The sequence below is a fragment of the Thermomicrobiales bacterium genome (genome assembly GCA_041390825.1).
In the GTDB taxonomy this organism is placed as follows: Bacteria; Chloroflexota; Chloroflexia; order Thermomicrobiales; family UBA6265; genus JAMLHN01.
Window position 1 is genome coordinate 15,286 of the sequence record JAWKPF010000019.1, and the last position, 24,564, is coordinate 39,849.

Consider the following 24,564-nt stretch of genomic DNA (forward strand, 5'->3'; position numbering starts at 1 on the left):
CTCTCTAGGATGCCGCCTGCTCGGAAGCCATCTCAGCGGCCCGCCGCAAGAAGTCATCCCGTTCGGCGATCCCGCCGTTGATCTGGACACCGGCGGCCTTCGGATGACCACCGCCCCCGAACGCGGCGGCAATGGCAGCCACATCGACCGAGGGAGTCAAGGTTCGCATGCTCACCCGCCATCCGTTTTCGTTCTCGTAGAGAATGGCGGAAAGGTTCGAGCCTTCAGTTCCCGTCAGGAAGTTGACCAGATTCTCCGCTTCAGAGGCATCCGCATTGCAGTCGGCCAGAAGCTGGCGAGAGACCTCGGTCCAGAGCAGGGAGCCCTGCCACGCTACGTCCTCCAATGCTCGCGACCAGACACACACCGTCGAGGCCGACTTCAAGCGGAAGAGTGCGTCCACGATCGGTGTAACCTTGGCCCCGGCATCGACCAAGCTGGCCGCGGTACGCATCGTGCGGGCGGTGGTGTTGTCGGTTCGCAAGCCGAGAGTATCTCCGTAGATACCGGCCAGCAGAATCTGCGCCAGCATTGCGTCGAACTCGATTCCCCAGACTTCGAGGATATCGGTCACGATTTCTGCCGCGGCCGCAGCGCGCGGTTCCACGATGTTGACCACCCCGAACTGCGGGTTGGTCACATGATGGTCGATATTGACGATTGGAATCTCCCCATCGATGCGAGAGGGATCGTCTGAATAGAACCGTCCGAGACGGCGTTGATCGGAACAATCGACCAGGCAAAGCATGTCGAAATCCGGGAGCGGGTCTCTCCCGTAGACAACGACAGATTCGGTTCCCGGGAGAAAGGTCAAGTACTTCGGCAACTTGCCGTCACTGATGACCACAAATCCATCGCCGCCCTTGCGGCGGAGGCCCTCCAGCATTGCCAGTGCCGACGAAATCCCGTCGGCATCGACGTTCTGGTGCGTGGGAAAGCAGACCATTCGCCCGGAGAGCAGCGTAGCGAGCGCATCGTCCGCCGCGGCATGATCGAGTTGCCAGCCGTCGGACGTCACTTGACCACCTCAGCAGTGGCGACGGCGGCGCGCTGGCTCCGCTCGCGTTCCAGTTCCTTGAGCGCGGCCGCGATCTCCTGGGCATGCTCCATGGAACGATCATCGGCGAACGCGATCTCCGGCACCTGGCGCATGCGGAGCCGTGGTTTGAGTTGACGCCGGATATAACCAGCGGCCGAGCGCAGCGCCTCCAGCGTTTCCTCACGCTCCTGTTCGGTCCCGAGCACGCTCACCATTGCGGTGGCGTTGCGCAGATCCGGGCCGATGTCGACCCGGGTGATGGTGAAGAATCCGACGCGCGGATCCTTCACATCGGTACGAATGATGTCGGTCAGCTCTTCTCTGAGCATTTCGCCGACCTGTCGAGTTCGACGCGTCATGGTGCGAGCTCCTCAGCGGTCACGATGTCAGCTGGTTTCCCAGAGGAACGAGACGCTACGATCGCGCGACTTCCTGCCGATGGAAGAATTCCATCTGGTCGGAGATCTGGAGATCGTTGAAGTTGTCCAGTCCGAGACCGCACTCGTAGCCAGCGGCAACTTCGCGCGCATCTTCCTTGAATCGCTTGAGCGACTTGATCGTTCCTTCGTGAATGACCTTCCCGTCACGCAGCACGCGGGCCCGGGAGTTGCGGGTGACCTTTCCATCGAGGACGTAGAGGCCGGCAACCACATCGCCACCCGGCAGCTTGAACGTCTCGCGAACCTCGGCGTAGCCGTCGGTGACGTCCTCGAACACCGGAGCAAGCATGCCCTGCATGGCTGCTTTCACCTCATCGAGGAGGTTGTAAATGATGGTGTAGAAGCGAATGTCGATGTCCGCGGTATCGGCGGCGCGTTTCGCGGCGACGTCCGGCCGAACGTTGAACCCGATGATGATGCTACGGGTGGCCGAGGCCAGGCTAACATCGGACTCAGAGATCGCTCCGGTGCCCGCGTACGGAATGCTGACACGGACTTCGTCGCTATCGTCATTGAGCTTGAGCAACGCGGCCTGAATGGCTTCGAGCGAACCTTGCACGTCAGCCTTGAGCACGACGCGCAGTTCCGATGTGCTTCCAGATCGGATCTGGTTGTAGAGATCGGTCAGCTTGACGCCGCGCTCCATCACGAGCGATTCGGCCCGTCGCTGGGCCTGACGCTGCTCGACGATTTGACGCGCGGTGCGCTCGTCGTCGAAGACTTGCACCGGGTCGCCAGCGCCGGGGAGATCCACGAGTCCGAGGATCTCGACCGGGAAGCTCGGATCTGCCCGCCGAACGCGCTTGCCGCGGTCGTCGAACATCGCTTTCACGCGGCCCCAGGCGGTGCCCGCCACCACGATATCGCGGACGTTCAGTGTGCCGCTTTGGATAAGCAGCGTTGCCACCGGTCCGCGATTGCGGTCGACCTTCGCTTCGATCACGACCCCGCTGGCCAGCTTGTGCGGATTCGCCTTGAGCTCGTTCACGTCGGCGACGAGCAGGATGACTTCGAGCAGATCGTCGAGTCCCAGGTTCTCGCGTGCCGACACTTCGACGAAGGGCACGTCGCCACCCCAGTCTTCCGGAATGACATTCAGTTCCGACAATTGCTGCTTGATAAGGTCAGGATTTGCCGTCGGCAGATCGATCTTGTTGATGGCAACGATCATCGGCACGTTTGCCGACCGAATGTGCGCCACAGCCTCTCTCGTGGTCGGCATGACGCCGTCGTCCGCGGCTACGACCAACACGGCCACATCAGTGGCCTGGGCGCCGCGGGCGCGCATGGCGGTGAAGGCCTCGTGGCCGGGCGTATCGAGGAAGGTGACCTTTCGTCCCTGCGTCTCGATCTGGTAGGCGCCAATATGCTGGGTGATGCCTCCGGCCTCGCCTTCAGCCACATTGGTCGACCGGATCGCGTCCAGCAGCTTGGTCTTGCCATGGTCGACGTGCCCCATGATCGTAACGACCGGCGGCCGGGGAACGGCATCTGGATCGGTCTGACCCTCCGCGCGGCGCGACTCGAAGTCGGCATTCGCGGCCTGGATCGCCTCAGGTATGTCCTCGTAGGTCTCCCAATTCAGGTTCGTCGCGACGCGGGCAGCAGTATTGAAGTCGACCTGCTGGTTGATGTTGGCCATCACCTCGAGCTTCATCAGTTCCTTGATGATCTCGATCGGAGTGGTTTGCAGATAGTCGGCCAGTTCGGCCACCGTCATGACGGGCGGCAGCGCGACTGGTTCGCGTACGACAGGCGCGCTGCGACGAAGAGCGACGGTTCGCGAGCCTCCACCACGCTGATTCTTGCCGCGTCGACCACCGCCGCGTCGACCGCCGGGTCGTGTTTGCGTTCCTTCTTCGTAGTTGACAACCATTTAGGCGGTCTCTCCTTTCTCATTTTCGTCCGCGGCGGGTCGGTTCACGAAGATCGATGCCGCGAACGCGCGGAGCGCGTCTTTCGTCTCCGAAGTGAGCTCTGTCTTGAGGGCGTGATCGAGGATGCTCGATTTTGTCGCGCGCGCCCAGCATGAAGGCGTATCGCAAAGGTACGCGCCCCGGCCCGGTTTGCGCCCGGTCAGGTCGACTTCCGCCTGGCCGTCGGGAGTTCGAACGATGCGAAAGAGCGCTCGCTTATTCGTCTTGTCGCGGCACACCACGCATGTGCGCTGCGGAATATGTCGGGGTCGGGGACCTTTCGTCCCCGACTTGCCGGACGTTGTTGTTGAGGTCGATGCTGGCATGGAGCCGCCTTCCTTGCCTGCCGTCGAAGCGTGAAATGGTGCGCTACTCGTCGACAGAGAGCGCAACCTCATCGAGCGGCAGCTGCGCGCCGTCCGCCATGCTGAATCGGGCACGCAACTCGCGGTTGTAGTAGACCTCGAGCGCGTCGCCCCTGACCTCGACATCCACACTCATGTTCACGAGCGATGGATCGAGCGGTCCGAACTCACGATCGCGGACAGAAACCATGCCGTCAGACCGGACCAGACGCGGTTGCCGACCGTGCCACCCAAAGTCTTCTGGCGCTTCGATAATCTGGGACTGCACCTGACGGAACATTTCCAGACCCTGATCGCGCATGGCTTCCGGATCCTTGATGTCGATGCGCCAGCCGGTAAGTTTGAACGCCAACCGCGCGTTCTGCCCTTCCTTACCAATGGCGAGTGACATTTGCTCCGTCGGGACGATCACCGTGGCGACCTTCTCGGACTCGTTGAGCGTCACGCTGGATGGCTTGGCGGGGCTCAGCGAGTTTGCGATGAAGGTCGCCGTGTCGGCCGACCATTCGATGACATCGATCTTCTCGCCGTAGAGCTCGTTGACGATGTTCTGAATGCGCACACCGCGCACGCCCACGCAGGAGCCAACTGGGTCGACCTTTTCCTGCCGGGCCGCGACGGCAACCTTGGAGCGAAGTCCTGGCTCGCGCGCGACCTCCATGATCTCGACCGCGCCGCTGTAGATCTCGGGCACTTCGATCTCGAAGAGCCGCTTGATCAGGTTGGGGTGCGAACGCGACACGATCAACTGGGGACCCTTGGGGTCCTTGTTGACTTCCAGCAAATAGACCTTGATACGCTGGCCTGGGCGATACCGTTCGGTTGGCACCTGCTCACGGGCAGGCATGACCGCTTCGGCCTTGTTCAGTTCCACAATCACCGCGCGAGAATCGGCCCGCTGGACGATCCCGTTCATGATCTCGCCCTGGCGATCCGCATATTCCTCGTAGACGGTATCCCGCTCGTAGTCGCGAATCTTCTGGAGGACGACCTGCTTGGCCGTCTGCGCGGCAATGCGCCCGAAGTTCTCAGGCGTTTTCTCGATGCGAATCTCGTCACCGACCATGGCGGTGTTCTCGTATCCGCGCGCTTCCGGCAGGGAGATTTCGGTCTCCGGGTCGGTGACCTCGGCAACGACGCGGCGGGTGCTCCAGACGTGCATCTCGCCGGTAGCGGAATCGATCGATACTTCGACCTCTTCCTCGGTGCCGGTCATCTTCTTGTACACGGTCTTGAGCGCATGCTCGACTGACGTCAGCACCGCCTCACGGGGAATGCCTCGTTCCGAGGCAATTTGCGCGATGGCGGTATACAAATCGCTTTTCATCCCGAGAACCTCCTTGCTCGGGTGGCCCAGCACTAGATTGGACCGGGGTTGCTCATACAAACGGAATGTGGGAGAGTCGCCAGATTTCGGGCGATAAAAAACGTGGGTCGGAGGCCCACGTTCACCGCACTTGGATTCCGCTTTCCGTATGATACCAGAAGGCGACCGGGTCCGCTATATTGGAAGGACCTCGCGAACTGGCGCTTCGAGCCATTCGTGGCCGGGTGAACGTTCACTCTCCGGGATAAACATTATCCGCCAAGTTTCCGATGCTATACTCCCGTTCGTCCGAGGATAGAGGGATTCTTCGGCGACATGTGGAGGGGACATGGAGCTGCGAAGCTGGCGCACCTGGCTGCGTCCCGGCATGCTGATCAAGCGCTGGATGATTCTGGCGAGCGTCGGCATCATCGTGATCAGCCTTGGGCTCGCGATGGGGCTCACGTGGGCCTATCGCACCTACTACTGGCAGCTCGAGCCGGCGTCCGGTTTGGTCCGAACCGTTACACTTCAGTTCATCCCGCACCCGTATCGCGAGTTGCTGCTCATCGTTCCCGGTATCGCCATGCTCTGTTTCGGGCTTTGGAAGCTGGGACACGCGGTGATCGGACCGATTCTCGCATTGACATCCGTGCGGCAGCCGATCTCGCAGATTGTCGCCAACCACCGATTTGGACCGAACATGCCCGATATCAACGTGGTCGCCATCGGTGGCGGCACCGGCCTCTCTCACCTGCTGCGTGGTCTCAAGCAACTCGACATCGACATAACTGCGATCGTGACGGTGGCCGATGATGGCGGCAGCACGGGTCGTATCCGTCGTGAATATGACATTCCGGCCCCGGGCGACATCCGCAACTGCATCGTCGCCCTGGCGGACGACGAGTCGCTGGTCAACCAACTTTTCCAGTACCGCTTCGATCGCGACGGCTCCGACCTGAAAGGTCATTCGCTCGGGAACCTCTTCATCACCGCGCTTTCCCAGGTAACGGGCAGCTTCGAGCAAGCCGTGCTCGAGTTCGGCAGAGTCGTGAACATTCGTGGACGGGTGATGCCCTCGACCCTGGAGAATATCGACCTGTGCGCCGAGCTCGTCGATGGCACCAAGGTTCACGGTGAGTCGAATATCTCGACAGACAATGCTCCAATCAAGCGGGTCTATCTGGAGCCGAGCAGCCCAGCCGCATACGCTCCGGCATTGGATGCCATCGTCAATGCCGATCTCATCATTCTTGGACCCGGCAGCCTGTACACAAGCGTCATCCCGAACCTATTGGTGACCGGGGTCATCGACGCGATTCGCTGGTCCCGTGGGACGACGGTCTATGCGTGCAACGTGGCCACGCAACAGGGAGAAACCGATCATTTCACTGCGACCGATCACATCCGGGCGGTGCTGGACTATCTCGGCAAGGGCAACCTGGACTATGCCGTAGTGAATTCGAACCACGCTTCTGCGGAGGCCATCAAGCCGCATCTGGGAGTGCAGGCGGTGCTCGATGACGGACAGATCTCGATCTACGAAGGAGTCAAGATCGTCGCGGCCGATGTCAGCAGCGACGCAAATCCGTTGCGGCACGACCCTGTCAAGTTGTCGCAGGTGCTCGTGAGCCTTGGCCGCGCGGCAAGCACAGTCACTCCACTTCCTGTAGACCGTATCGAATCGCGCACGTCCGAGCCGCTCAAAATCTAGAATTGCCCACGCAGGAGTCCCCTCGTATGCGAGGCCGGACCCGCGGTGAATCGCGACAGGGAGCAAGGCGTGGCATTACGGCTGGCAATCAATGGGCTTGGACGGATTTCGTCCCAGTTCCTTCGGGTCGTCGATCGAGGCGGCTTTTCTGATCTTTTCGAAGTTGTGGCAATCCACGATGAGGCTGGTCCCGACGGGATCGCGCGCGCCCTGCGGCACGATGCGGTCTACGGGCCGTTTCCACGCGAGTTCTCGGTCGAAGACGAAACACTGACCATTGGCGATCAGTCGATTGCGCTCTCCGCGCAGGCGGAGGCAAGAAACTCGACCTGGGGCAAGATGGATATTCCCCTGGTCATCGTCGATGGCTCGGCCGCGCGGGATGCCTCTGCGCTCGATCAGCATCTGAAGAAGGGCGCCAAGAAGGTCATTCTGCCATCGGCGTCGACGTTGGCCAACGTCAACATCGGGATCGGTGTCAATGAGGAGAGCTACGACGCCGAGGCGCATGAGATCGTCGCTTCGGCCGCGGGAGCGCTCGGCGCGATCGGCATGTTTTTTCAACTCGTCGATGGTGCAGCCAAGGTGCGGGTTGCCAATGCCACGGTGCTCTCGCCAGCAGGCTTTGGCCGCCCGTTGCTCGACAGCCCAGCGGCAAGAGGAAGCGCCGGATCGCTGGCGCCAATCAATGACGAGTACCCTCCGGTGCTCGAGCAGCTGGTCGGCAAGCTCCACAATCGGCTGAGTGTGAACACGTTCGAGACTCCAGCATTGGGAGTCGGGGCGATTTCGTTTGGGGTTTGGCTGGAACAGCGGGTGACGCACGAATCACTGCGTGAGCTGGTGACGAACGCCTCGCAAGGCGAGGACCTGATCGGATTGATCGGCTCGCTCGACGGAGTGACCGCATCGTCGGACATCTTGCGGGACTCCCGCTCGCTGGTCATCGATTGGAGCGAGTCCCGGTTGCTCTACGACACGTTCGTCACCCTCAAAGGTTGGTACGACGCGGAGTGGGGCGCTGCGTGCCGCCTGGCCGATCTGCTCGCACTGATCTGCGAAGAGGGTGTCCCCGGCACCGCCTGATTCCAGCTTTCGATTTCTGGAGACGTGCATATGGCAATGCGAACCCTGGAAGGCGTCGACGTATCTGGCAAGCGCGTGGTGGTGCGTGTCGATTTCAACGTTCCACTGGACGGAGGCGTGATTCAGGACGATACGCGGATCCGTGCGGCGTTGCCGACGATCGAGTGGCTGCTCGATGGTGGCGCAGCGGTCGTCCTCGTTTCTCATCTTGGGCGTCCCAAGGGCAAGGTCGATGCTGCGTATTCGCTCCGCCCTGTGGCGGATCGGCTGTCGGAGCTGCTCAGACGCCCGGTGCAGTTGGCGGACGACGTGGTCGACGAAGATGCCAGGAGCCGGGTTGCGCAACTACGACCGGGCGATGTGCTGCTGCTCGAAAACGTTCGTTTCGAAGCGGGCGAAGAGAAGAACGACGATGCTCTGGCGCGCAAGCTTGCGGCGTTCGGCGATCTCTATGTGAACGACGCCTTTGGGGCCGCGCACCGGGCTCATGCCTCCACCGCAGGCATTGCCCAGCATCTTCCCGCCCACGCTGGCTACCTGATGGCGGCTGAGGTCGAGGCCCTGGGCGCGCTCATGGACGACCCCGCTCGTCCGTTCGTTGCGATCCTTGGCGGCGCCAAGGTATCTGACAAGATCGGGGTGATCGAGAATTTGCTGTCACGCGTGGACGCGGTTTTGCTCGGCGGCGGAATGGCGAACACCTTCCTGCTTGCGGAAGGCAAGGCGGTCGGCGACTCTCTGGTCGAGGCAGACCTCGTCGACACTGCCTCCAGGATCATCGCGTCCGCGCGAGACAAAGGTGTCGACCTGTTGTTGCCGGTCGATGTCGTTGCCGCTCCGGGATTGGACGGTCAGGCCGCGATCATCGATGCCGATGGCATCCCGGACGGTTGGGCAGCATTCGATATCGGACCGCGGACAGAGAAAGACTTTTCGGATGTAATTGCGGGCGCCAGGACGGTGTTCTGGAACGGACCTATGGGCGTCTTCGAGAAACCCGTCTTCGCCCATGGCACGTTGGCCATTGCGAAGGCAGTGGCCGAGTCTGGAGCATTCACCGTCATCGGAGGGGGAGATTCCGTGTCGGCCATCGAGCAATCGGGGTTGGCTGGCAAGATCTCTCACATTTCCACTGGTGGCGGCGCATCGCTCGAATTCATCGAGGGGCGGGAGCTCCCCGGAATTGCCGCGCTGGAGGACGAGACAAGATGAGCGCGCGCGTTCCACTGATCGCTGGCAACTGGAAGATGAATCTCGAGGAGTGGGCGGCGGTCGAGTTGGCGGGTTCGATTGCGGACGGATTGCCAAACGGACGAGCCGACGTGGTCGTTTGCCCACCATTTCCGTGGCTCACACCAGTTTCTGCCGTGCTGGAGGGAAGTCGTGTCGCACTCGGCGCTCAGGACTGCAGTGACGAACCGTCCGGCGCCTACACGGGGCAGGTCTCGGCAACCATGCTCAACGGACTGTGCCGCTTCGTTATCGTCGGACACTCGGAGCGCCGGCGCGACTGCTGCGAATCGGATGAATTGGTCGGGCGCAAGGCGAACGCGGCACTCAGCGCCGGGATGACACCGATAGCCTGTGTGGGCGAGTCGCTCGATGTGCGCGATGCTGGAAATGCCATCGCCTGGGTGGAAGCGCAAGTGGATGCCATTCTGGCGGCCATACCGGGAGACGCTATTGGCCGGATCGTGATTGCCTACGAGCCGATCTGGGCAATTGGCACCGGGCGATCCGCATCACCGGACGACGCTGAGGAGGTGTCTTCGGCGATCCGCGCACGGATTGCTGAGGCGGACCCAGCTGCTGCCGAGACGGTCCGCATTCTCTATGGAGGAAGCGCCAATGCCGCCAATGCGGCTTCTTACTTGGACACCCCGAACATCGACGGTCTCCTGGTCGGAGGCGCGAGCCTCAAGACCGACTCGTTTCTCGAGATCGTTGCTGCGGCCGGTTGAGCTTGCGTGAACGTGGGTGGTCTGGTAGCGTTCACGAGTTAGGAATTCGTTTGGTGCGCGTCAGGTAAAGCCGAAACATGGAAACAGCGCTCTATATCGTCATGATCATCCTTTCGGTGATTCTGCTGGGACTCGTCCTGTTGCAAGGCAAGTCGAACTCCTTTGGAGGAAGCCTGACCGGCGGCAGCGATTCGATTTACCGAACGCGACGGGGATTCGACCGGACGGTCTTCAACGCAACCATCATCGTTGCCATCATCTGGGCGGTCTTTGCGGCGATTTCCAGCATCGTCCAGTAGAAGCGAACCAATCAGCCACGGGCGGTTTCGACCGCCCGTTTTTGCTGTCCCGGAACCGGGAATACACTGGGCGAGTATGATGGTCGCGTTGCGCAACGGCGCACGTCTTGACAGGGAGGGGTAGGGTGTCGATTCTGCGCGGCGCGCGCATATTGCTCGGCATCACTGGCGGCGTGGCTGCGTACAAGGCCGTCGATTTGGCAAGCAAGCTGGTTCAGGGCGGTGCGCAGGTCGATGCTGTCTTGACCGAGTCTGCACGCGAGTTCATCGGACCGGCCAGCCTGAACGCCATCACTCGTCGACCTGTGCATGGGTCGGTCTTCGAACCATGGACCGCCGACTACGCCGGGCACTTGACCCTCGGTGAAGAGACCGACTTGATTGTGATCGCCCCGGCGACTGCGAATGCGCTGGCCACGCTGGCGCACGGTCTCGCGCCAGACATGCTCTATTCCGCCGTTCTCACGTCACGCGCTCCGGTGCTCGTTGCTCCCGCGATGGAAGATTCCATGTATCGGCATCCAGCAACGCAGCAGAATCTCGAAGTTCTGCGCCAGCGAGGTGTGACGCTGGTGGGCCCTGAGAGCGGCCGGCTGGCATCAGGAGAGTATGGCGTTGGCCGCATGTCCGAGCCCGCGACGCTGGTTGGCGCGGCACGGATGGCGCTCGGCCGCGACGGTGTGTTGGCTGGAAAGCGCATCGTTGTGACCGCTGGAGGCACTCGCGAAGCCCTCGATCCGGTGCGTTATCTTGGGAACCGCTCCTCGGGGCTGATGGGGTACGCGGTTGCACAAGCTGCGATCGATGCTGGAGCAGCGGTCATATTGATCAGTGGCCCAACGAGCTTGCCGACGCCCTATGGCGCCATGCGCATCGACGTGCAAACCGCAGTGGAGATGAAGAACGCGGTCTCGGATGCGGTCAAGGGGGCCCAGGCTATCGTCATGTCTGCTGCCGTTGCTGACTACCGCCCAAAGGACGTTCGATCGGAAAAGATCAAGAAGTCAGAGTTGGGATCGACCCTGGCGCTCGAACTCGTGGCGAACCCTGACATCATTGCGGGTATCGACGAGCCGGGACTGCTCAAGATCGGGTTTGCCGCCGAAACGTCGAATCTCGTCGAACATGCGCGCAAGAAGTTGCGTGACAAACGGCTCGACCTCGTGGTGGCAAACGACGCCGAGCAGGCGATCGGGAGTCGCGACAATCAGGTAACCCTGGTGTGGCCTGATGGAACAGTCGAAGCGTTGCCTTTGCTGCCGAAGGATGATGTCGCCGCGCTGCTGATCGATCGAGTTAGTGGACTCCTGAAGGACTGACATGGTTCGGCGCATTTCTCGCAATCAACAGGCAGGTTCGCAGCTCGCCCTCGAACTTGCGCTCACAGCGTATGCAATCGTCGCCGGCCTGGTCATCATTCGCGCGTTGCTCTTGAGTGTCGGAATCTCCGGTAGTCTTTGGGTCGGAAGTTTCATCTACGGCATCACAGACCCATTTGCGTCGATACTTCAGCTCGTGCCGGGAGGTGATTTTGGTGTCATCAACCGTCTGACGCTGGCGGACCTGACAATGGTCGCTGCTGTCATCGCGTTTCCGTTGTTTCTGCTGGCCCGTGGGCCGCGTGATTGATCGTCGACGTCTTGATTCCAGGGGAGGAAACCAGGCAATGAACAAGCAGATGAAGAACGCGGTACGGGGAGTCTTGATCCTGGTGCTTACTGCAGCGGTCACATGGCTGGCGAATGCAATTGTCGACCGGATGTTCGGTCCGGACGAAATCGAGGCGTAGGTCTGAGTCGGTCGCCATCGCTCGAAAACCAGCCTCGGGTGCGGTTCAGCGAGCCGCAACGAATCGTGGTCGTTGCCAATCCAAAGAGCCGCTTGTCGCCCGACCGGCTCGAGTCGATGGTGCGTGCGCGCATGCCCGCCGGATCGACGTTGCATGTTCGCCATACAAAACCCGATACACCAATCCATGGCATCATCGAAGATCTCCTGGCAGATGCGACGGTGGCAATTGCTTGTGGCGGTGATGGGACGGTTTCACAGGTGGCCGCAGCCATTCTCGACGAGCGGATCCCGTTGGGAATCGTTCCGGCTGGTTCGACGAACATGGTTGCCAAGGTGAGTCACATTCCGTCAAATCCCGAGCGAGCGGTCGAGCTCATCTTCGGTTGGCACCACCGTGAATGTATCGATGTCGGCCGCAGTGGCGATCGACTCATGCTGCATCTTGGCGGCTCCGGGATCGATGCCCGCATCTTCATCAACTCAAGCTCAACGCTCAAGCGCCGCTTTCGTTGGGGGGCCTACGTGCCTGCGGCTGTCACCAGCGCGCTGGAACATCCGGCCATGTACACCATCACCGTCGATGGAGAGGAAGTGCAGGCGCGCTCCTCCCTTGTTCTGGTCGCAAATTCCGCCCAGTTGCTTCATTCGAAGATTCACCTTGTCGACGATGTGAGCCGTACCGATGGGAAGTTCGATGTACTCATCTACACAGCTTCGAACCCGGTTTCGTTGGCTGCGGCAGGCCTGACATCGCTCACGGGGCAGCTGGAGAGCTTCGGTCAGGTCATTCGGCTACGGGGTTCCCATATTCGTATCGATTCGGAACCACCTGCTCCGACAGAGCTCGATGGCGAGGTCGTCGGAGTTACCCCGCTCGAAATCGAGGTGCTGCCCGGTGCTATCGAGCTGATCCGCGGCTGATCGCGTCTTCAACTGGATGGGAACCGCAAGACCACGGAGTCGAGCGGTGTTGTGTCCGGGGACGTGTTCAGCCCACCTGAAGTAGCTCAGCCTTTCCCGGGATCTGGTCCTGGCGACCGGACAACGTGAATGGGAAACCCATCCTGGGCGCAAGAACCGGTGGCGCTAGAGGTAGTAGATGGCCTCGCCGGTCTCGGTTCCCATGTAGAACTGGGTTCCCTGATTGTTCGTGAAGAGCGTATTTGTTCCCGAACTTGTGTAGACCGTAAAGGTATGCCCAACGATCCAGTCGGTCGATTGGCCCATGGACAGGTTGCCCTGGAAGTACTGCACACCATCGGATGTGATCTGCACATAGATATCCGCTTGCGCGGTGATCTTGATCGCCACCGCGCCGTTTGGCAACTCGGCATCGACGGTGCGGGCAATGCCCGGTTCGCCGTTGCTGGAATCCGTTGGGGTCGTCACGGAAATCGCGCCAGGCCCGTTCGAGCTCTGGATGGCGCCGGATGCGGCATCCTCAGTCGGCGATGGAAGCGGAGTCATCGTCGCGCTCGGCGTCTCTGTTGGAGCCGATGTTGCCGTGGGAGTTGGCAGATCAGGGGTCGGACTTGGTACGAAGATCTGATCCTCGCTGACGCGCGTCACTGTCGGTTGCAAATCGATCATCGTCTGATCATCGACAGAGGGTGACTTGAAGTACGCGCTGTACATCCAGGCGAACAGCACTGCCCCGGCAATAAGGGTGAACGCGATGATGGCGAAGTTCGGCGCCCAGTGACTGGGCATATCGACCGGCTCGATCATCTGGATCGGAGGCGGGTCGTCGGGCCGGGTGCCGCGCGCTTCGTCGAACAGCTCGACGAGCCGGGTCTGATCGAGCCCGAGATAGGCCGCGTAGGTGCGCACGATGCCGCGCTGATAGGGAAGGGCAGGAAGGTTATCGAACGTCTCGTCTTCGAGCGCTGCCAGATAGTACCGGTTGATCCGGATTTCCTGCTCAGCCTGTCGAAGGGTGATTCCCTTCTGAGCACGAGCTTGACGCAGGGTATCGCCAAAGACGGACATGATCGGGCCGAGTTCCTATGATGCGACGGTTCACAAATTGCGGGTGCGTGTCCGCGCCTCGATTAGTCTAACAAACCGATCCGAGCCTAACTACCCGATCGGCGTCGATCTGCGTCGTTTTCGCGAGTTCCCAGCAGCCATTGATCGACTCTGGGAGTTTGCTGGGCATGACGCGAGATGTCTCCGTCTCGTCGCCACGCTTCATCCTTGGGCGTCCACCAGCTGCCAAGCGAGTTTCGGCATGCGAGATCGTCCGCATCGACCATGCGCCGGTGATTGAAGGCCCACTTGTTATTGCACCAGCCACGCTCGCCATTCTCTGACGGCCGGAAGTCCCGGCATGTCTGGCAGATGCGCTCGACACGCGGAGCAGTGAAGCTGGGTCGCTCAGGTCGAGGGAACTGCGACCCAATCTCTACATCCTCGCCGACAGGGAACGGCTGTTCAGCGAAGAGCGGTTGATCGCCAAACTCATCGGCAACGGGCTTGGTCGGGACCGTAGGCACGGGCTGGCGTTCGGCGTGTCGCGTTTCGGCCCGAGTGTGTCGCCAGGAGTCGTGGGCTTGCGATGGCTGGAGCTGTTCCGGTCGGATCTCCGGGAGCGGTGGCGGGATGACAAAATCGTCGTCCACATCGATCGGTGCATGCTGCGGACGCACATTGTTGTCGCGCGTGTATTGCCATGGGTCTGGTTCGCGACTGTAACGCGATCTCGTGCCAGCAGGCGTGTGTGGCTCGATGCCTTGAGCCGCAGGCGCTGCATTGACATGACGTACCGGATCGGCCTGCACCGGAAGAAGCCATTCTGCCTCGCCGTCTTCAACCGGTTCCGTCCAGCGTGCTGAATCCCGAAGCTCCCACTCGTCCTCGATCTGCGGCGCCGAAGATGCGGCAATCGGCGACGGGGGCGACTCTGCGAAGCCGTTTTCCTGGTCCATTTGATCGCCGATCTGCCGCTCGTGCTGACGTCGTTCGCGTCGCGTCCGCAGGAATCGGTTGAGAATCGACTCCCGATGATGCACCGAGAGCTCTACGTCTTCATGCGAATCAAGCATCTCCTCGACGGTAAGCTCTTCTTCTTCGAACAGGTCATCAACGACATACGGCTCCGGAAGTACGGCATCGACCTGGCGAGTCTCGATCCAGGTGTCTTCCTGGACGAAATCGACGAGTTCGTCCTCGGCCGACTCGAACTCGACTGATGGAACCGACTCGTACCTTGCCCGATCTTCCGGAAAGTCGGTCATCGTGGGAAAGGACCGCTCGATCTCCCGCAACGACACTGGGGCAACCGGCCGACCATTGTCGATGGACGGAGACGGAGTCGGTCGCAGGAGCGCCCGGTTCTCGTATCGAGGGTCGATGGAATCCGGGTCAGGATCCTCCAGTACCAGGTCACGATCATGGATCAGTTGAGCTTCGCGTGACGAGGCCAAGTAAGTCGACGATGGATCGGCGAGATGCTGATCTGCAAGGCGCCCTTCCGATCGGCGCCGCTGGCGGAATTGATCGCGTGCTCGAAGGATGGCCGCCTTCGGATCCTGCACCAGCTCGGAGGCCGACTGGGCAGTGACCGGGACATTGCTCGCTGGCGCCCAGGTGAGTGCTGGGGCCTGATTGACGATGATGTCTTCCGCAACCGTGATTCTGGCCGGTTCGGCCAGTCGTTGCGACCGCGGTTCGGACACTGGGGCGTTTTCGGTCTTGGCCGCGACGATCGAAGTGATGAGGTCGTTTTGCTCCGCCGGCCCAACTTCGGCCGCCGCGCGCCCACCGATGGCCGCCAGCGGCTGCGAACGTTGCTCACCGTCATCGGTGTTGGCCGATACCCACAAGTCCGCGTTCCAGCCATTGCGGCAGCCCAGCTCGTTGGAACGCACCATCAGACGCACATCCGAGTTCTGCCTCCGTGACGGATGGTGGCACCATCCGTTCTTTGCGAATCCTGCGGATTCGAAATAGAGACAGCTTTCGCAAATGCGCCTCTTCACCGGGAAGCTCGCTTTCGTTCGCGGAGATATGAGTGAGAAGCAGACGGGGAGATGGCCTCATGCGCTACCCGCTGAGGTTCCAATTGCGAAACTGGTGGAATGCAGGCACCCCTCTGCCAACTGCAGGGTCATTCTAGCAAGCTGTTCGGACATTGTCTACGTGGCACGTTCAGAGCGAACGGACATGTACGAAACGGCGAATTCCGCTTGATTCCGCGGTGACACAGAAGCACGGCTTTGCTCCGATTGGTCGCTGCCGACGGAACGCAAAATGATGTAAACTGATGCGCTGCCGCGTTCAGCGGTTGATTCTGGTGCCCGTCACAACGGCCCTGCCGAACATCCATCCAACTCGAGGCAATTTCATCGTGCCAAAAGGCGCAACGATCGAACTGATCCCTGTTCTCTCTCCGTCGCCGCTTCCTGAGAATGGCAAGCTGTTCCACATTTGGACAATTGGTTGCCAGATGAACGAAGCCGATAGCGCGCGCGTCGCCGCGATGTTGCATGAAGCCGGGTATCGCGCCACGGAGAACGAGGCCGAGGCAGACATCGTCGTGCTCAATTCGTGCGTGGTGCGTCAGGCAGCCGAGGACAAGGTATCCGGCAAGCTCAATTCGTTGATTCGCGAGAAACGCGCGCGTCCAGACATGAGTCTCGTGCTGACCGGCTGCATGGTGACCAACCAGCAGGAAAAGCTGAAGGCGCGTTTCCCGCATGTCGATCTCTTCTTCGACCCATCCGACTTCGAATCGCTCAAGCATTTTGTGCCCGAGCTGTCCGAAATGGAGGACGATCTCCAGCAGCTTCCGCACTACTACCTGGAAGACGCCGCCGATGCGGCAGTCTCCGCTTTTGTGCCGATCATCTACGGCTGCAATTTCCTCTGCTCGTACTGCATCGTCCCGTATCGCCGCGGAAAGGAAACCAGTCGGCCGTTCGACGACATCGTCGATGAGGTGCGCGGGCTGGTGGAGCGCGGGGTGCGCGACGTCACCCTCCTGGGACAGACAGTGAACGCATACGGGCACGATCTGCCAGAGAAGCCGGATCTTGCCGATCTCTTGCGTGCGGTAGGAGCGATCGAAGGGCTGGATCGGCTCCGGTTCCTTACCTCGCATCCCAAGTACATGTCCGACCGCATTCTCGAGGCGATGGCCGACGTGCCCGCCATTTGCGAGCATCTGAATCTGCCCGTGCAAGCTGGCGACAACGAGGTGTTGCGCCGCATGCGACGCACATACACTGCCGACCTCTGGCTCGACCGCCTGGCCAAGGCGCGCGAGTTGATGCCCGGCATTACGGTCGCCACTGACATCATCGTGGGTTTCCCGGGCGAGACCGACGAACAGTTCCAGCACACGCTCGATGTTCTGGAAGCGGCCGATTGCGACAAAGTCCATGTGGCGATGTATTCGCCGCGGCCGGGAACGCTTTCTGCCCGGTGGGAGGACGATGTTCCGCCCGATGTCAAACATGCCCGCCACAGCGCTGTCGAGGCACTGCAAGAACGGCTCTGCACTGCGCGGAACGCAGGTCGGGTCGGCCAACAGCTGGAGGTCCTGATCGACTCGAAGAACAAGGGACGCTGGGGTGGCCGCAGCCGGGGGAACACCCTGGTCCACGTCGCTGACGAGCGTAACTTGCTTGGGTCGATCGTCGATGTGCGCATTACTGAATCGAGTCCCTGGTATCTCATCGGAGAAGTCGTCGGCTCACCCCGATAGCTCGTTTTTTCAAGGAAGGTGATGGCGTACATGCCAGAAGCGAAACAGAAGATTCGTCGTCAGGTCATCGAAGAGGCACGCCAGGCAGCGCTGCAAGGTGATTGGGACGCCGCGATCGAAATCAACAAGGAGCTGATTGCACGCGATCCCAAGGACAGTGCCGCGTACAACCGGCTAGGGCGCGCATATCTCGAGCGCCGCGACTACGCCACGGCATATGAGGCGTATTCGGATGCGCTCAAGAGCGACCCGGCCAATCTGATCTCGCGCCGCAATCTGCAGCGGCTCGAATATCTTCGCGCGGCAAAGGATACTGGGCGCGAGGCTCCGGCCACCGAGTTCCCGCGCACGCTTGTCTTCATCGAAGAGGTCGGCAAGACCTGGGTGGACGAGCTTGTCAATCCGGCGCCAATGACCGAGCTGGCGGAAATCTACGCAGGCCAGAAACTGGAGCTTGTGCCGGAAGGCAGCCGACTGGCGGTGCACGATTCCAGCGGCCGGCGCATTGGCGAAATCGAGGCCAAGACAGCCGAGCGTGTCATGCAGTTGATGGCCGCCGGGAATGTCTACGAAGTCTATGCGTTGGGGCCATCCGCTGCCTCGATCCGCGTGATCCTGCGCGAAGTGCATCGCGATCCGGCATTGGCTGGCCAGATCTCGTTCCCTCGGCAGATTGCGGCGACCCGCAAGTATCTCCGGGAGCGCGACGACCTTCGCCGCCGTGATGAAGCGGACTTCTATCTCGATGAGGATGAAATCGAGGAAGACGATCTGGTCGGCGCCGGCGTGGACTCTGAAGATGACGCGCTGGAGAGCGAGAATCTCGACACGCTTGGCGATGTCGACCCCGGCGAGGACGATCCGAACGCGCTGTAGTCGGCGGTTCGAATCCAGCGCACTCAAACGAAAACGGCGCGAGCGGAATGCCTCGCGCCGTTTGGCTTGCCAGTTTGCCTGAGCGGTTCTAGTCGAGGATGAAGAGAAGCACGAACATCACCACGAGCAGGGCTCCGGCGGTGATAATCAGACGTCGCAGATCCGACCGAATGTAGGCGTACTCAACCTCGCGCGGGAGCACGTAGCTGGCCGATTGCGCGCTCTGCCGGCGATTGACGCGACGGCTCGCCTGCGCGGGTGCAGTCGCAGGCGCCTCGACCAGGTTTTCCTGATCCAACGCTACCGACATGTCGATCGGCGCCGGAGCATTGGTTTCGGCGAGCCGCACCTGCTGCGCCTTGCGTTGCGCCCGGTTCGGCTGGCGGTTGGTTCGCTTGCTCTTCGATCGGTCGCTCACGTTGGCGATGTCCTCAATCTCGGGCCTATTTCACCCGGTAGGTCGCTTCGTAGACAGTCGTGCCGTTCGCTGACTCAGTGCTGCTTGCACGAGCAGGTTCCGGGGCGGCCTCCTGATTCGCAAAGAACTTCTGCAAGAGCGCCACGGATGCAGAGGCCGCGAGAAGGATAACCCCGATGTCGTCGACTTGCCCGACTCCCAACAGGAAATCGGGAACGAGATCGATCGGCGAGATCACGTACGCGGCCGCGACTGCCGGGATTGCAGCTTTGGCCCAGAAGGGAATCTTCGGGTCGCGCATGAGCGGCCACAGCGCGGTCATGCTCTTCAATCGGGTCGTGCGAGACTTCATTTGGCGATCAGCTCCTTTGCCAATTCTTGTCGAATCGGTGGCGACCGAATGCGCCGCTGCACCAGATTCGCCCAAGAGTTTACCCGATTTTTCGCATCCTTGCGTCGATGTGTGTCAAGTTAGTTGCATGTCACGCATCGCCTGGCCCGCTCGATCTGTTCAGGGCTGTTCAGGCTGAAGAGCGAATCCATCATTGGATCGAGGCGACGAAGCTCGGCTTCGGGAAACGCGTCGACCGTCACTCGTCCGATGAGGGAGACGATTGCACGCTCTCCTTCTGCCAACACCGCCTCGATGTCCGCCCGGAGCCCACGGTGATAGACGCCAGGCATCGGGTGCCATCGGCCGTCCGCGGTCCGAGGCAGGAGGAGGGAAGCATCCGTTTGCCACGAGGCCATTGCTTGCAGCAGTTCGAATGATAGGCATGGCGCATCGCATGCCAACACCATCAACCGATTGGCCGACGTAGCCGACAACGCGGTGTGTACTCCCGCAAGTGGTCCTGCCCCAGGAAAGCGGTCTGGCACCACGGGCACTCCGAGCTCGAGCTCCTCGTACCGTTCGTGACCGATCACGACCGTGTCAGGGGAAATCCTGAGCCCGATCGAAACCGTGCGTTCGAGCAAGGTCGGGCCCTCGCGGCAAAGCCGCACCAGCGCCTTGTCCTCCCCAAAGCGCGAAGAAGCGCCTCCTGCCAGCACGGCAACGGCAAGCTCTGGAGCTCGAGCGTCATTACTCTTGAGGACGGGTCGAGTAGGGTGGTTCATCATTCCTTAACGCTGGCCCGAATTCTTGCTAGAATACTGGCCAACGCAACCGATCCAGGTTCGGCGTGAAAGGATTTGGCAGTGACGAGGCAGTCACCGCCACAGTCAGTGGCAATCCGCAGCAACCCGCAACGAGCACCAATGCAGTCACTGCATGGTGCTTTTTTGTTTTGGTCGTAATTGTCCGTCAGCGACGGTTCGCGGTTACCGGAGGGGTCACATGAACTCAGCCATGATTGGGAAGATCGAGAAGGCGCACCGATACGCGCAGGAACCAGAGCGCATACAGTTTCAGGAGTTTAAGGCGACGTTTCAGGGTGGTCATGACAGCTACGAAGTCGCGTTCGATGGCGAACATTGGACGTGCAACTGTCATACATTCGAGTCTCATGCCGTAGGTACATGCAGCCACATCATGGCAATGCAGCTCATCCTCGCACCTATGCTGTCGAACGACGCGCGCTACGCGACCGAGCTGCAACCGGCTTGAGCCTCGGCGCAAATTCGCTCGAACTGGGCAACGCGGAGGACGAACACCACCGCGCCTCCTACCGACACGGTGTGCACGTCGGCCCCGGTGAGCTCATAGAGTTCGGCATCGAGCTCATCGGGCACCACCTCCACCCGCGAGCGTGAACTGGCCCGAATGAGCTCCAGGCACTCGGAGACGCGTTCGTCCTCGACGCCCATGAGGACGGTGGAATTGCCCGCCCGCAGGAATCCCCCGGTGCTCTGAATGCGCGTGACGCGGAATCCAGCGCTTGTGACATTTCGAAGCAGGGGATCCGTGTCGTACGCTTGCACAATCGCTACGATGAGTTTCACTTGCCGGTCACCTTCCGTCTGGTCGTCTGGTGCGTTGCTGTGAAAAGTTCGTCGCTGAGGGCGTGCACGTGGGTTCCGATCCGAAAACGTCAGGACGCTTGCTTGCGTCACTCGCATGGACCGAGATCAGCGAATCGCTTGATTCGCGCTCGATCGTTCTTCTGCCGATAGGCGCCGTCGAGGCGCATGGTCCCCACCTGGGACTCGACACGGACGTCATTATTGCGCAAGCCGCCGCTGGGAGCGCGGCTCATCGATTCCAGGCGATAGGCCGCCAGGCATGGATTGCGCCGCCGATTTGGTACGGCGTCTCGTTCGTCGGCGCTTCCTTTCCAGGTACAACGCCCGTGGCTCCCGAGCCGTTCCGCTTGTATCTCGAGTGGGTGTTGCGCGGGTTGAGCGCGATGGGACCGTCTGATGTGGTGGTTGTCAATGCCCACCTGGAACCAGCGCATTTCGATGCGATTCTCGATGCGTGCGCAACCGTCTCGGCAGATGTTGGCCGGGTGATCCATGCCGTCGACTACCGGCAACGGGGCTGGGCTGAGCGGTTGGGCGCCGAGTTTTCCGGCGGAAGCCGGCACGCCGGGAGCTATGAGACGTCTATCGTGCTTGCGGCGAGTCGACTCGGTGCGAACCGATTTGCTTGCCGATCTCGAGCCGGTGTCGATCGATCTTCCCGCGGCGCTGAGGTCGGGTGCGAGCACGTTCGACGAAGCCGGCGGGTCATTGGCCTACTTTGGGAATCCCGCTAGTGCGTCTGCCGAGGAGGGCAAACGGCTTCTTGAGACGGGGGCGATCATCGTCGAGAGCTACCTGCAGAAAGTCGACAGACCATGAGCGGCGCGCATTCGCTCCATCTGACCGAAACCGAGCGCGGCATGCTGGCGGGTGACGATGGCCCGGCGGCGGCGCTTGCCATGCGCATCCTCACCCGGGTTGCTCCGCTCTACGGAGCCGACCGCTTCATCGAAGTCACGAAAGCGCACATCGACGGCATTGTCTACGAGGGAAATGCAGGCCTCGCGTTTGCGGAAAGGTTGGCCGACCTGGGGGGACGGGTACGGGTGCCAACCTCGCTCAATGTCATGTCGATGGATCGCACCAATTGGCGAGCGCTTGGCCAGGATCCGCAGTTTGCCGACAATGCTCGCCGGCTCGGCATGGCCTATGTGCGCATGGGCGCAGTGCCGGGTTTCACCTGCGCTCCTTATCACACCGAGGCGACTCCGGTCTTCGGAGAGCAAATCGCGTGGTCCGAATCGAATGCCGTCGCCTATGCAAATTCGGTCATCGGCGCCCGCACCAACCGATACGGAGACTATCTCGACATTTCCTGCGCCCTCACCGGGCGGGTTCCGGCGTCGGGTCTGCACTTGACCGAGCATCGGAAAGGAACGCATCACTTCCGCCTCGCTGGCATATCACGCGCGTTGCAGGAGCGCGACGATTTCTATCCGGTGCTTGGCTATCTGCTTGGGCAATCAGTTTCCAGCGGCGTGCCCGTGATCGACGGGCTCGACGTCGATCCGACCAGCGATCAACTGAAGGCGCTGGCGGCAGCAGCGGCTTCATCCGGCGCAATCGCGTTGTTCCATATCGTCGGCGTGACCCCTGAGGCTCCCGATTTGCAGCAGGCGTTTCGGCGAACGGCCGTCGCAGTCGGTTCTCGTCACGCCAGAGCAGCTGCGAGCGGTGCGGAACACACTCACGACAGCAACGTCGGCCGACGTCGATGTGGTGGCGTTTGGGAGTCCCCATGCCAGCCTACGGGAGTGTGTCGAGCTGGCTTAACTGATGCGCGGACGACATGCGAAGCCCGGCCTGCAGGTCTATCTGACCACAAGCCGAGCCATCAAGGAGATTCTGGAGCGCACCGGCGCGTTGCACGAGATCGAGGCCTTTGGAACAAGTGTGGTAGTGGATACCTGCATTGCGGTCGCGCCATTGGTGAAACCAGGCGCGAAGGTATTGATGACCAACTCGGGGAAATACGCGCATTACGGGCCAGGGATCATCGGTGTCGATTCGATCTATGGTTCGACACGGGAATGCATCGAGGCGGCAGTCAGCGGCAAGGCAGCGGTGGACGATTCGGTATGGCACTAGCGCATCTGCGCGAGCCGCTGGTCGACGGGGCCGCGACCGGAACTGCCCTCGTGACCGATACCCCACTCAGCTTCTGGGTAGTGGACCCACGAACCGGAGAAGTCATCGACCGGCGCCATCCGTTGGCGGGGACGATGACCGGCCGTGTGCTGGCTCTTCCCGCTGGGAGGATCTTGCTCGCCAGCGGTGTGCTGCTCGAGTCGATCGCCAATGGCGCGGCGCCGGTGGGCATCGTCATCTCCGAAATCGATCCCATCATCGGGCTGGGAGCGATTCTGGGTGAGGAATTGTTGGGCATCACCGTTCCGGTTGTCCTGGTTACCGCTGAAGAACGAGCGTCGATCGTTCGTGGAGTCCTGGTCTCGATCGAACCCGGCGGAACGATCGTTGTCGGAGAATGAACGAGCGGTGAGGTCGTTCCCGCGATCCCACCGCTCGAACGAGTCGTACTTTCCGTTGCGGTCGGAACACCTGCTGATCAGGCGATTCTCCGGGCCACCTCGTCACCAAACGCATCGGTGGACGCAGCTGGCAGATCGCCAGCAATGTCGTAGGTGCGAATTCCAGCCTCGATCGTTTCGTTGACGGCGCGTTCCACATCGGCGGCGGCCGCCTCGAGTCCAAGCGAGGTGCGCAATAGCATCGCGAACGACAGAATCGTGCCAACAGGGTTCGCACGACCCTGGCCTGCCATGCTCGGAGCCGAGCCATGGATCGGCTCATAGACGCCTCTGCGACGGCTATCATCCGCGCCGCGCTGCGCCCCGATGCTCGCTGACGGCAGGAGACCGATCGACCCGGCGAGCACGGAGGCCTCATCGGTCAGGATGTCTCCGAACATGTTCTCCATGACGACCACATCGAAGCGTGACGGCTGCCGCACGAGCCGCATCGACATCGCGTCGACGAGCACATGCTCGACAGTGACATCTGGATAGTCGGGCGCGGTCTCTTCCACGATCTGCCGCCACAGGCGCGAGGTCGCGAGCACATTCATCTTGTCGACGCTGGCGAGTTGCTTGCGCCGGGTGCGCGCCAGCTCGAATGCAAGACGGACGACACGCGCGATTTCGGCTTCGCTATAGCGCATGGTGTCGACCGCGGAACGTCCCTTGCTGGTGGTGCGTTGACCAGACGGCTTGCCGAAGTAGATCCCGCCGGTGAGCTCGCGGACGACCACCAGGTCGGTGCCAGAGACGATCTCGGTCTTGACTGGCGATGTATGCGCCAGCGCCGAGTTGACCGCCACTGGGCGGAGGTTGGCAAAGAGGCCCATTCCCTTGCGCAGCGCAAGGAGACCTCGCTCAGGGCGCCGCGAGACCTCGATGTTGTCCCAGGCCGGACCGCCCACCGCGCCGAGCAGCACGGCATCGGCTTTCTTGCAGATGGCAAGATCTTCGGTTCGCAACGGCACGCCATACGCGTCGATCGCCGCACCGCCGATCTCGACGTTCGTGGTCTCGAAGAGCACGTCGTACTTGGTCGCGACGGCTTCCATCGCCTTGACGGCCTGCGACACGATTTCGGGACCGACTCCGTCGCCCGGCATGAGAACGATGTTCGCTTTGGTTGCCACTCGCTTGATTTCCTCCG

The 24,564-nt window shown here is 61.3% G+C and carries 25 protein-coding genes; 13 read left to right on the forward strand and 12 right to left on the reverse strand.

Features of this window, described 5'->3' with window-relative positions:
- Positions 1 to 4 precede the first annotated feature (4 nt).
- The 4 genes from R2855_11545 to nusA all read right to left on the reverse strand — a co-directional run bounded on the left by R2855_11545 (position 5) and on the right by nusA (position 5,087).
- Positions 5 to 1,018 carry a DHH family phosphoesterase gene (locus R2855_11545; GenBank protein ID MEZ4531644.1) on the reverse strand — a complete coding sequence of 338 codons (1,014 nt, stop codon included), beginning with the start codon at positions 1,016 to 1,018 and terminating at the stop codon, positions 5 to 7.
- Positions 1,015 to 1,398, reverse strand: a complete 384-nt coding sequence (gene rbfA, locus R2855_11550; GenBank protein ID MEZ4531645.1) for a 30S ribosome-binding factor RbfA — start codon at positions 1,396 to 1,398, stop codon at positions 1,015 to 1,017. Before rbfA ends, R2855_11545 begins: the two co-directional genes overlap by 4 nt.
- A 55-nt stretch (positions 1,399 to 1,453) precedes the next feature.
- Complete coding sequence (gene infB, locus R2855_11555; protein MEZ4531646.1) at positions 1,454 to 3,355, reverse strand: translation initiation factor IF-2; 1,902 nt, start codon at positions 3,353 to 3,355, stop codon at positions 1,454 to 1,456.
- A 409-nt stretch (positions 3,356 to 3,764) separates the two neighbouring features.
- A complete protein-coding gene (gene nusA, locus R2855_11560; GenBank protein ID MEZ4531647.1) occupies positions 3,765 to 5,087 on the reverse strand; it encodes a transcription termination factor NusA in 1,323 nt (440 codons plus the stop codon).
- 328 nt (positions 5,088 to 5,415) lie between these two features.
- Between nusA and R2855_11565 the strand changes: the two genes are divergently transcribed.
- From R2855_11565 to R2855_11605, 9 genes are all read left to right on the forward strand, one after another.
- Entirely contained in the window at positions 5,416 to 6,780 is a 1,365-nt protein-coding gene (locus tag R2855_11565; protein MEZ4531648.1) for a YvcK family protein, read from the forward strand.
- A gap of 69 nt (positions 6,781 to 6,849) precedes the next feature.
- On the forward strand, positions 6,850 to 7,866 hold the full coding sequence (locus R2855_11570; GenBank protein ID MEZ4531649.1) for a glyceraldehyde 3-phosphate dehydrogenase NAD-binding domain-containing protein: 1,017 nt from the start codon (positions 6,850 to 6,852) through the stop codon (positions 7,864 to 7,866).
- 30 nt (positions 7,867 to 7,896) lie between these two features.
- Complete coding sequence (locus R2855_11575; protein MEZ4531650.1) at positions 7,897 to 9,078, forward strand: phosphoglycerate kinase; 1,182 nt, start codon at positions 7,897 to 7,899, stop codon at positions 9,076 to 9,078.
- Positions 9,075 to 9,827, forward strand: a complete 753-nt coding sequence (tpiA, locus tag R2855_11580) for a triose-phosphate isomerase (protein ID MEZ4531651.1) — start codon at positions 9,075 to 9,077, stop codon at positions 9,825 to 9,827. The genes R2855_11575 and tpiA overlap by 4 nt, the downstream gene beginning before the upstream one ends.
- A 77-nt stretch (positions 9,828 to 9,904) precedes the next feature.
- The gene (secG, locus tag R2855_11585) at positions 9,905 to 10,126 is read left to right on the forward strand and encodes a preprotein translocase subunit SecG (GenBank protein MEZ4531652.1); all 222 of its coding nucleotides are present in this window, start codon (positions 9,905 to 9,907) and stop codon (positions 10,124 to 10,126) included.
- A gap of 125 nt (positions 10,127 to 10,251) precedes the next feature.
- Complete coding sequence (gene coaBC, locus R2855_11590) at positions 10,252 to 11,445, forward strand: bifunctional phosphopantothenoylcysteine decarboxylase/phosphopantothenate--cysteine ligase CoaBC (GenBank protein MEZ4531653.1); 1,194 nt, start codon at positions 10,252 to 10,254, stop codon at positions 11,443 to 11,445.
- Between the two features lies 1 nt (position 11,446).
- Positions 11,447 to 11,755 (forward strand): hypothetical protein, encoded by a 309-nt coding sequence (locus tag R2855_11595; protein MEZ4531654.1) that lies wholly within the window; start codon positions 11,447 to 11,449, stop codon positions 11,753 to 11,755.
- A gap of 37 nt (positions 11,756 to 11,792) precedes the next feature.
- Positions 11,793 to 11,915 (forward strand): hypothetical protein, encoded by a 123-nt coding sequence (locus R2855_11600; GenBank protein MEZ4531655.1) that lies wholly within the window; start codon positions 11,793 to 11,795, stop codon positions 11,913 to 11,915.
- A 38-nt stretch (positions 11,916 to 11,953) separates the two neighbouring features.
- Positions 11,954 to 12,838 carry a diacylglycerol kinase family protein gene (locus tag R2855_11605; protein ID MEZ4531656.1) on the forward strand — a complete coding sequence of 295 codons (885 nt, stop codon included), beginning with the start codon at positions 11,954 to 11,956 and terminating at the stop codon, positions 12,836 to 12,838.
- Between the two features lie 165 nt (positions 12,839 to 13,003).
- Here R2855_11605 and R2855_11610 read toward each other — a convergent pair whose 3' ends face one another.
- Together R2855_11610 and R2855_11615 are read right to left on the reverse strand one after the other, a co-directional pair.
- On the reverse strand, positions 13,004 to 13,906 hold the full coding sequence (locus R2855_11610; protein ID MEZ4531657.1) for a helix-turn-helix domain-containing protein: 903 nt from the start codon (positions 13,904 to 13,906) through the stop codon (positions 13,004 to 13,006).
- 86 nt (positions 13,907 to 13,992) lie between these two features.
- Positions 13,993 to 15,789, reverse strand: coding sequence for a hypothetical protein (locus R2855_11615; protein ID MEZ4531658.1), 1,797 nt, complete (start codon positions 15,787 to 15,789; stop codon positions 13,993 to 13,995).
- 392 nt (positions 15,790 to 16,181) lie between these two features.
- On the opposite strand from R2855_11615, the gene miaB reads away from it, so the two are divergent.
- A complete protein-coding gene (miaB, locus tag R2855_11620) occupies positions 16,182 to 17,624 on the forward strand; it encodes a tRNA (N6-isopentenyl adenosine(37)-C2)-methylthiotransferase MiaB (protein MEZ4531659.1) in 1,443 nt (480 codons plus the stop codon).
- Positions 17,625 to 17,654: 30 nt separating this feature from the next.
- Positions 17,655 to 18,500: a tetratricopeptide repeat protein gene (locus R2855_11625; GenBank protein ID MEZ4531660.1), complete on the forward strand. Its 846-nt coding sequence runs from the start codon at positions 17,655 to 17,657 to the stop codon at positions 18,498 to 18,500.
- 88 nt (positions 18,501 to 18,588) lie between these two features.
- Here R2855_11625 and R2855_11630 read toward each other — a convergent pair whose 3' ends face one another.
- The 5 genes from R2855_11630 to R2855_11650 form a co-directional block, all read right to left on the reverse strand.
- Positions 18,589 to 18,918, reverse strand: a complete 330-nt coding sequence (locus R2855_11630) for a hypothetical protein (GenBank protein MEZ4531661.1) — start codon at positions 18,916 to 18,918, stop codon at positions 18,589 to 18,591.
- A gap of 25 nt (positions 18,919 to 18,943) precedes the next feature.
- Positions 18,944 to 19,270 (reverse strand): YkvA family protein, encoded by a 327-nt coding sequence (locus R2855_11635; protein MEZ4531662.1) that lies wholly within the window; start codon positions 19,268 to 19,270, stop codon positions 18,944 to 18,946.
- 119 nt (positions 19,271 to 19,389) lie between these two features.
- Entirely contained in the window at positions 19,390 to 20,037 is a 648-nt protein-coding gene (locus R2855_11640; GenBank protein MEZ4531663.1) for a molybdenum cofactor guanylyltransferase, read from the reverse strand.
- A gap of 226 nt (positions 20,038 to 20,263) precedes the next feature.
- Positions 20,264 to 20,413, reverse strand: coding sequence for a hypothetical protein (locus R2855_11645; protein MEZ4531664.1), 150 nt, complete (start codon positions 20,411 to 20,413; stop codon positions 20,264 to 20,266).
- A gap of 86 nt (positions 20,414 to 20,499) precedes the next feature.
- A complete protein-coding gene (locus R2855_11650; GenBank protein ID MEZ4531665.1) occupies positions 20,500 to 20,862 on the reverse strand; it encodes a cyclic-di-AMP receptor in 363 nt (120 codons plus the stop codon).
- Between the two features lie 68 nt (positions 20,863 to 20,930).
- Between R2855_11650 and R2855_11655 the strand changes: the two genes are divergently transcribed.
- Complete coding sequence (locus tag R2855_11655) at positions 20,931 to 21,617, forward strand: creatininase family protein (GenBank protein ID MEZ4531666.1); 687 nt, start codon at positions 20,931 to 20,933, stop codon at positions 21,615 to 21,617.
- 81 nt (positions 21,618 to 21,698) lie between these two features.
- Complete coding sequence (locus R2855_11660; protein MEZ4531667.1) at positions 21,699 to 23,372, forward strand: aconitase X; 1,674 nt, start codon at positions 21,699 to 21,701, stop codon at positions 23,370 to 23,372.
- Positions 23,373 to 23,449: 77 nt separating this feature from the next.
- On the opposite strand, the gene leuB is transcribed toward R2855_11660, so the two are convergent.
- Positions 23,450 to 24,547, reverse strand: coding sequence for a 3-isopropylmalate dehydrogenase (gene leuB / locus R2855_11665; GenBank protein ID MEZ4531668.1), 1,098 nt, complete (start codon positions 24,545 to 24,547; stop codon positions 23,450 to 23,452).
- Between the last annotated feature and the right edge of the window lie 17 nt (positions 24,548 to 24,564).

Excerpts from the sequence above, each read along its gene's own strand:
- R2855_11615 (MEZ4531658.1), bottom strand. The coding sequence starts at position 15,789 with ATGGTGCGTTCCAACGAGCTGGGCTGCCGCAATGGCTGGAACGCGGAC.
- R2855_11645 (MEZ4531664.1), bottom strand. The coding sequence starts at position 20,413 with ATGACAGTTGCACGTCCAATGTTCGCCATCGAACGCGACTTCGTAGCT.
- tpiA (MEZ4531651.1), top strand. The coding sequence starts at position 9,075 with ATGAGCGCGCGCGTTCCACTGATCGCTGGCAACTGGAAGATGAATCTC.
- R2855_11625 (MEZ4531660.1), top strand. The coding sequence starts at position 17,655 with ATGCCAGAAGCGAAACAGAAGATTCGTCGTCAGGTCATCGAAGAGGCA.
- R2855_11660 (MEZ4531667.1), top strand. The coding sequence starts at position 21,699 with ATGAGCGGCGCGCATTCGCTCCATCTGACCGAAACCGAGCGCGGCATG.
- rbfA (MEZ4531645.1), bottom strand. The coding sequence starts at position 1,398 with ATGACGCGTCGAACTCGACAGGTCGGCGAAATGCTCAGAGAAGAGCTG.
- R2855_11610 (MEZ4531657.1), bottom strand. The coding sequence starts at position 13,906 with ATGTCCGTCTTTGGCGATACCCTGCGTCAAGCTCGTGCTCAGAAGGGA.
- R2855_11565 (MEZ4531648.1), top strand. The coding sequence starts at position 5,416 with ATGGAGCTGCGAAGCTGGCGCACCTGGCTGCGTCCCGGCATGCTGATC.
- R2855_11575 (MEZ4531650.1), top strand. The coding sequence starts at position 7,897 with ATGGCAATGCGAACCCTGGAAGGCGTCGACGTATCTGGCAAGCGCGTG.
- R2855_11600 (MEZ4531655.1), top strand. The coding sequence starts at position 11,793 with ATGAACAAGCAGATGAAGAACGCGGTACGGGGAGTCTTGATCCTGGTG.
- R2855_11640 (MEZ4531663.1), bottom strand. The coding sequence starts at position 20,037 with ATGAACCACCCTACTCGACCCGTCCTCAAGAGTAATGACGCTCGAGCT.
- nusA (MEZ4531647.1), bottom strand. The coding sequence starts at position 5,087 with ATGAAAAGCGATTTGTATACCGCCATCGCGCAAATTGCCTCGGAACGA.
- R2855_11635 (MEZ4531662.1), bottom strand. The coding sequence starts at position 19,270 with ATGAAGTCTCGCACGACCCGATTGAAGAGCATGACCGCGCTGTGGCCG.
- miaB (MEZ4531659.1), top strand. The coding sequence starts at position 16,182 with ATGCGCTGCCGCGTTCAGCGGTTGATTCTGGTGCCCGTCACAACGGCC.
- infB (MEZ4531646.1), bottom strand. The coding sequence starts at position 3,355 with ATGGTTGTCAACTACGAAGAAGGAACGCAAACACGACCCGGCGGTCGA.
- secG (MEZ4531652.1), top strand. The coding sequence starts at position 9,905 with ATGGAAACAGCGCTCTATATCGTCATGATCATCCTTTCGGTGATTCTG.
- R2855_11595 (MEZ4531654.1), top strand. The coding sequence starts at position 11,447 with ATGGTTCGGCGCATTTCTCGCAATCAACAGGCAGGTTCGCAGCTCGCC.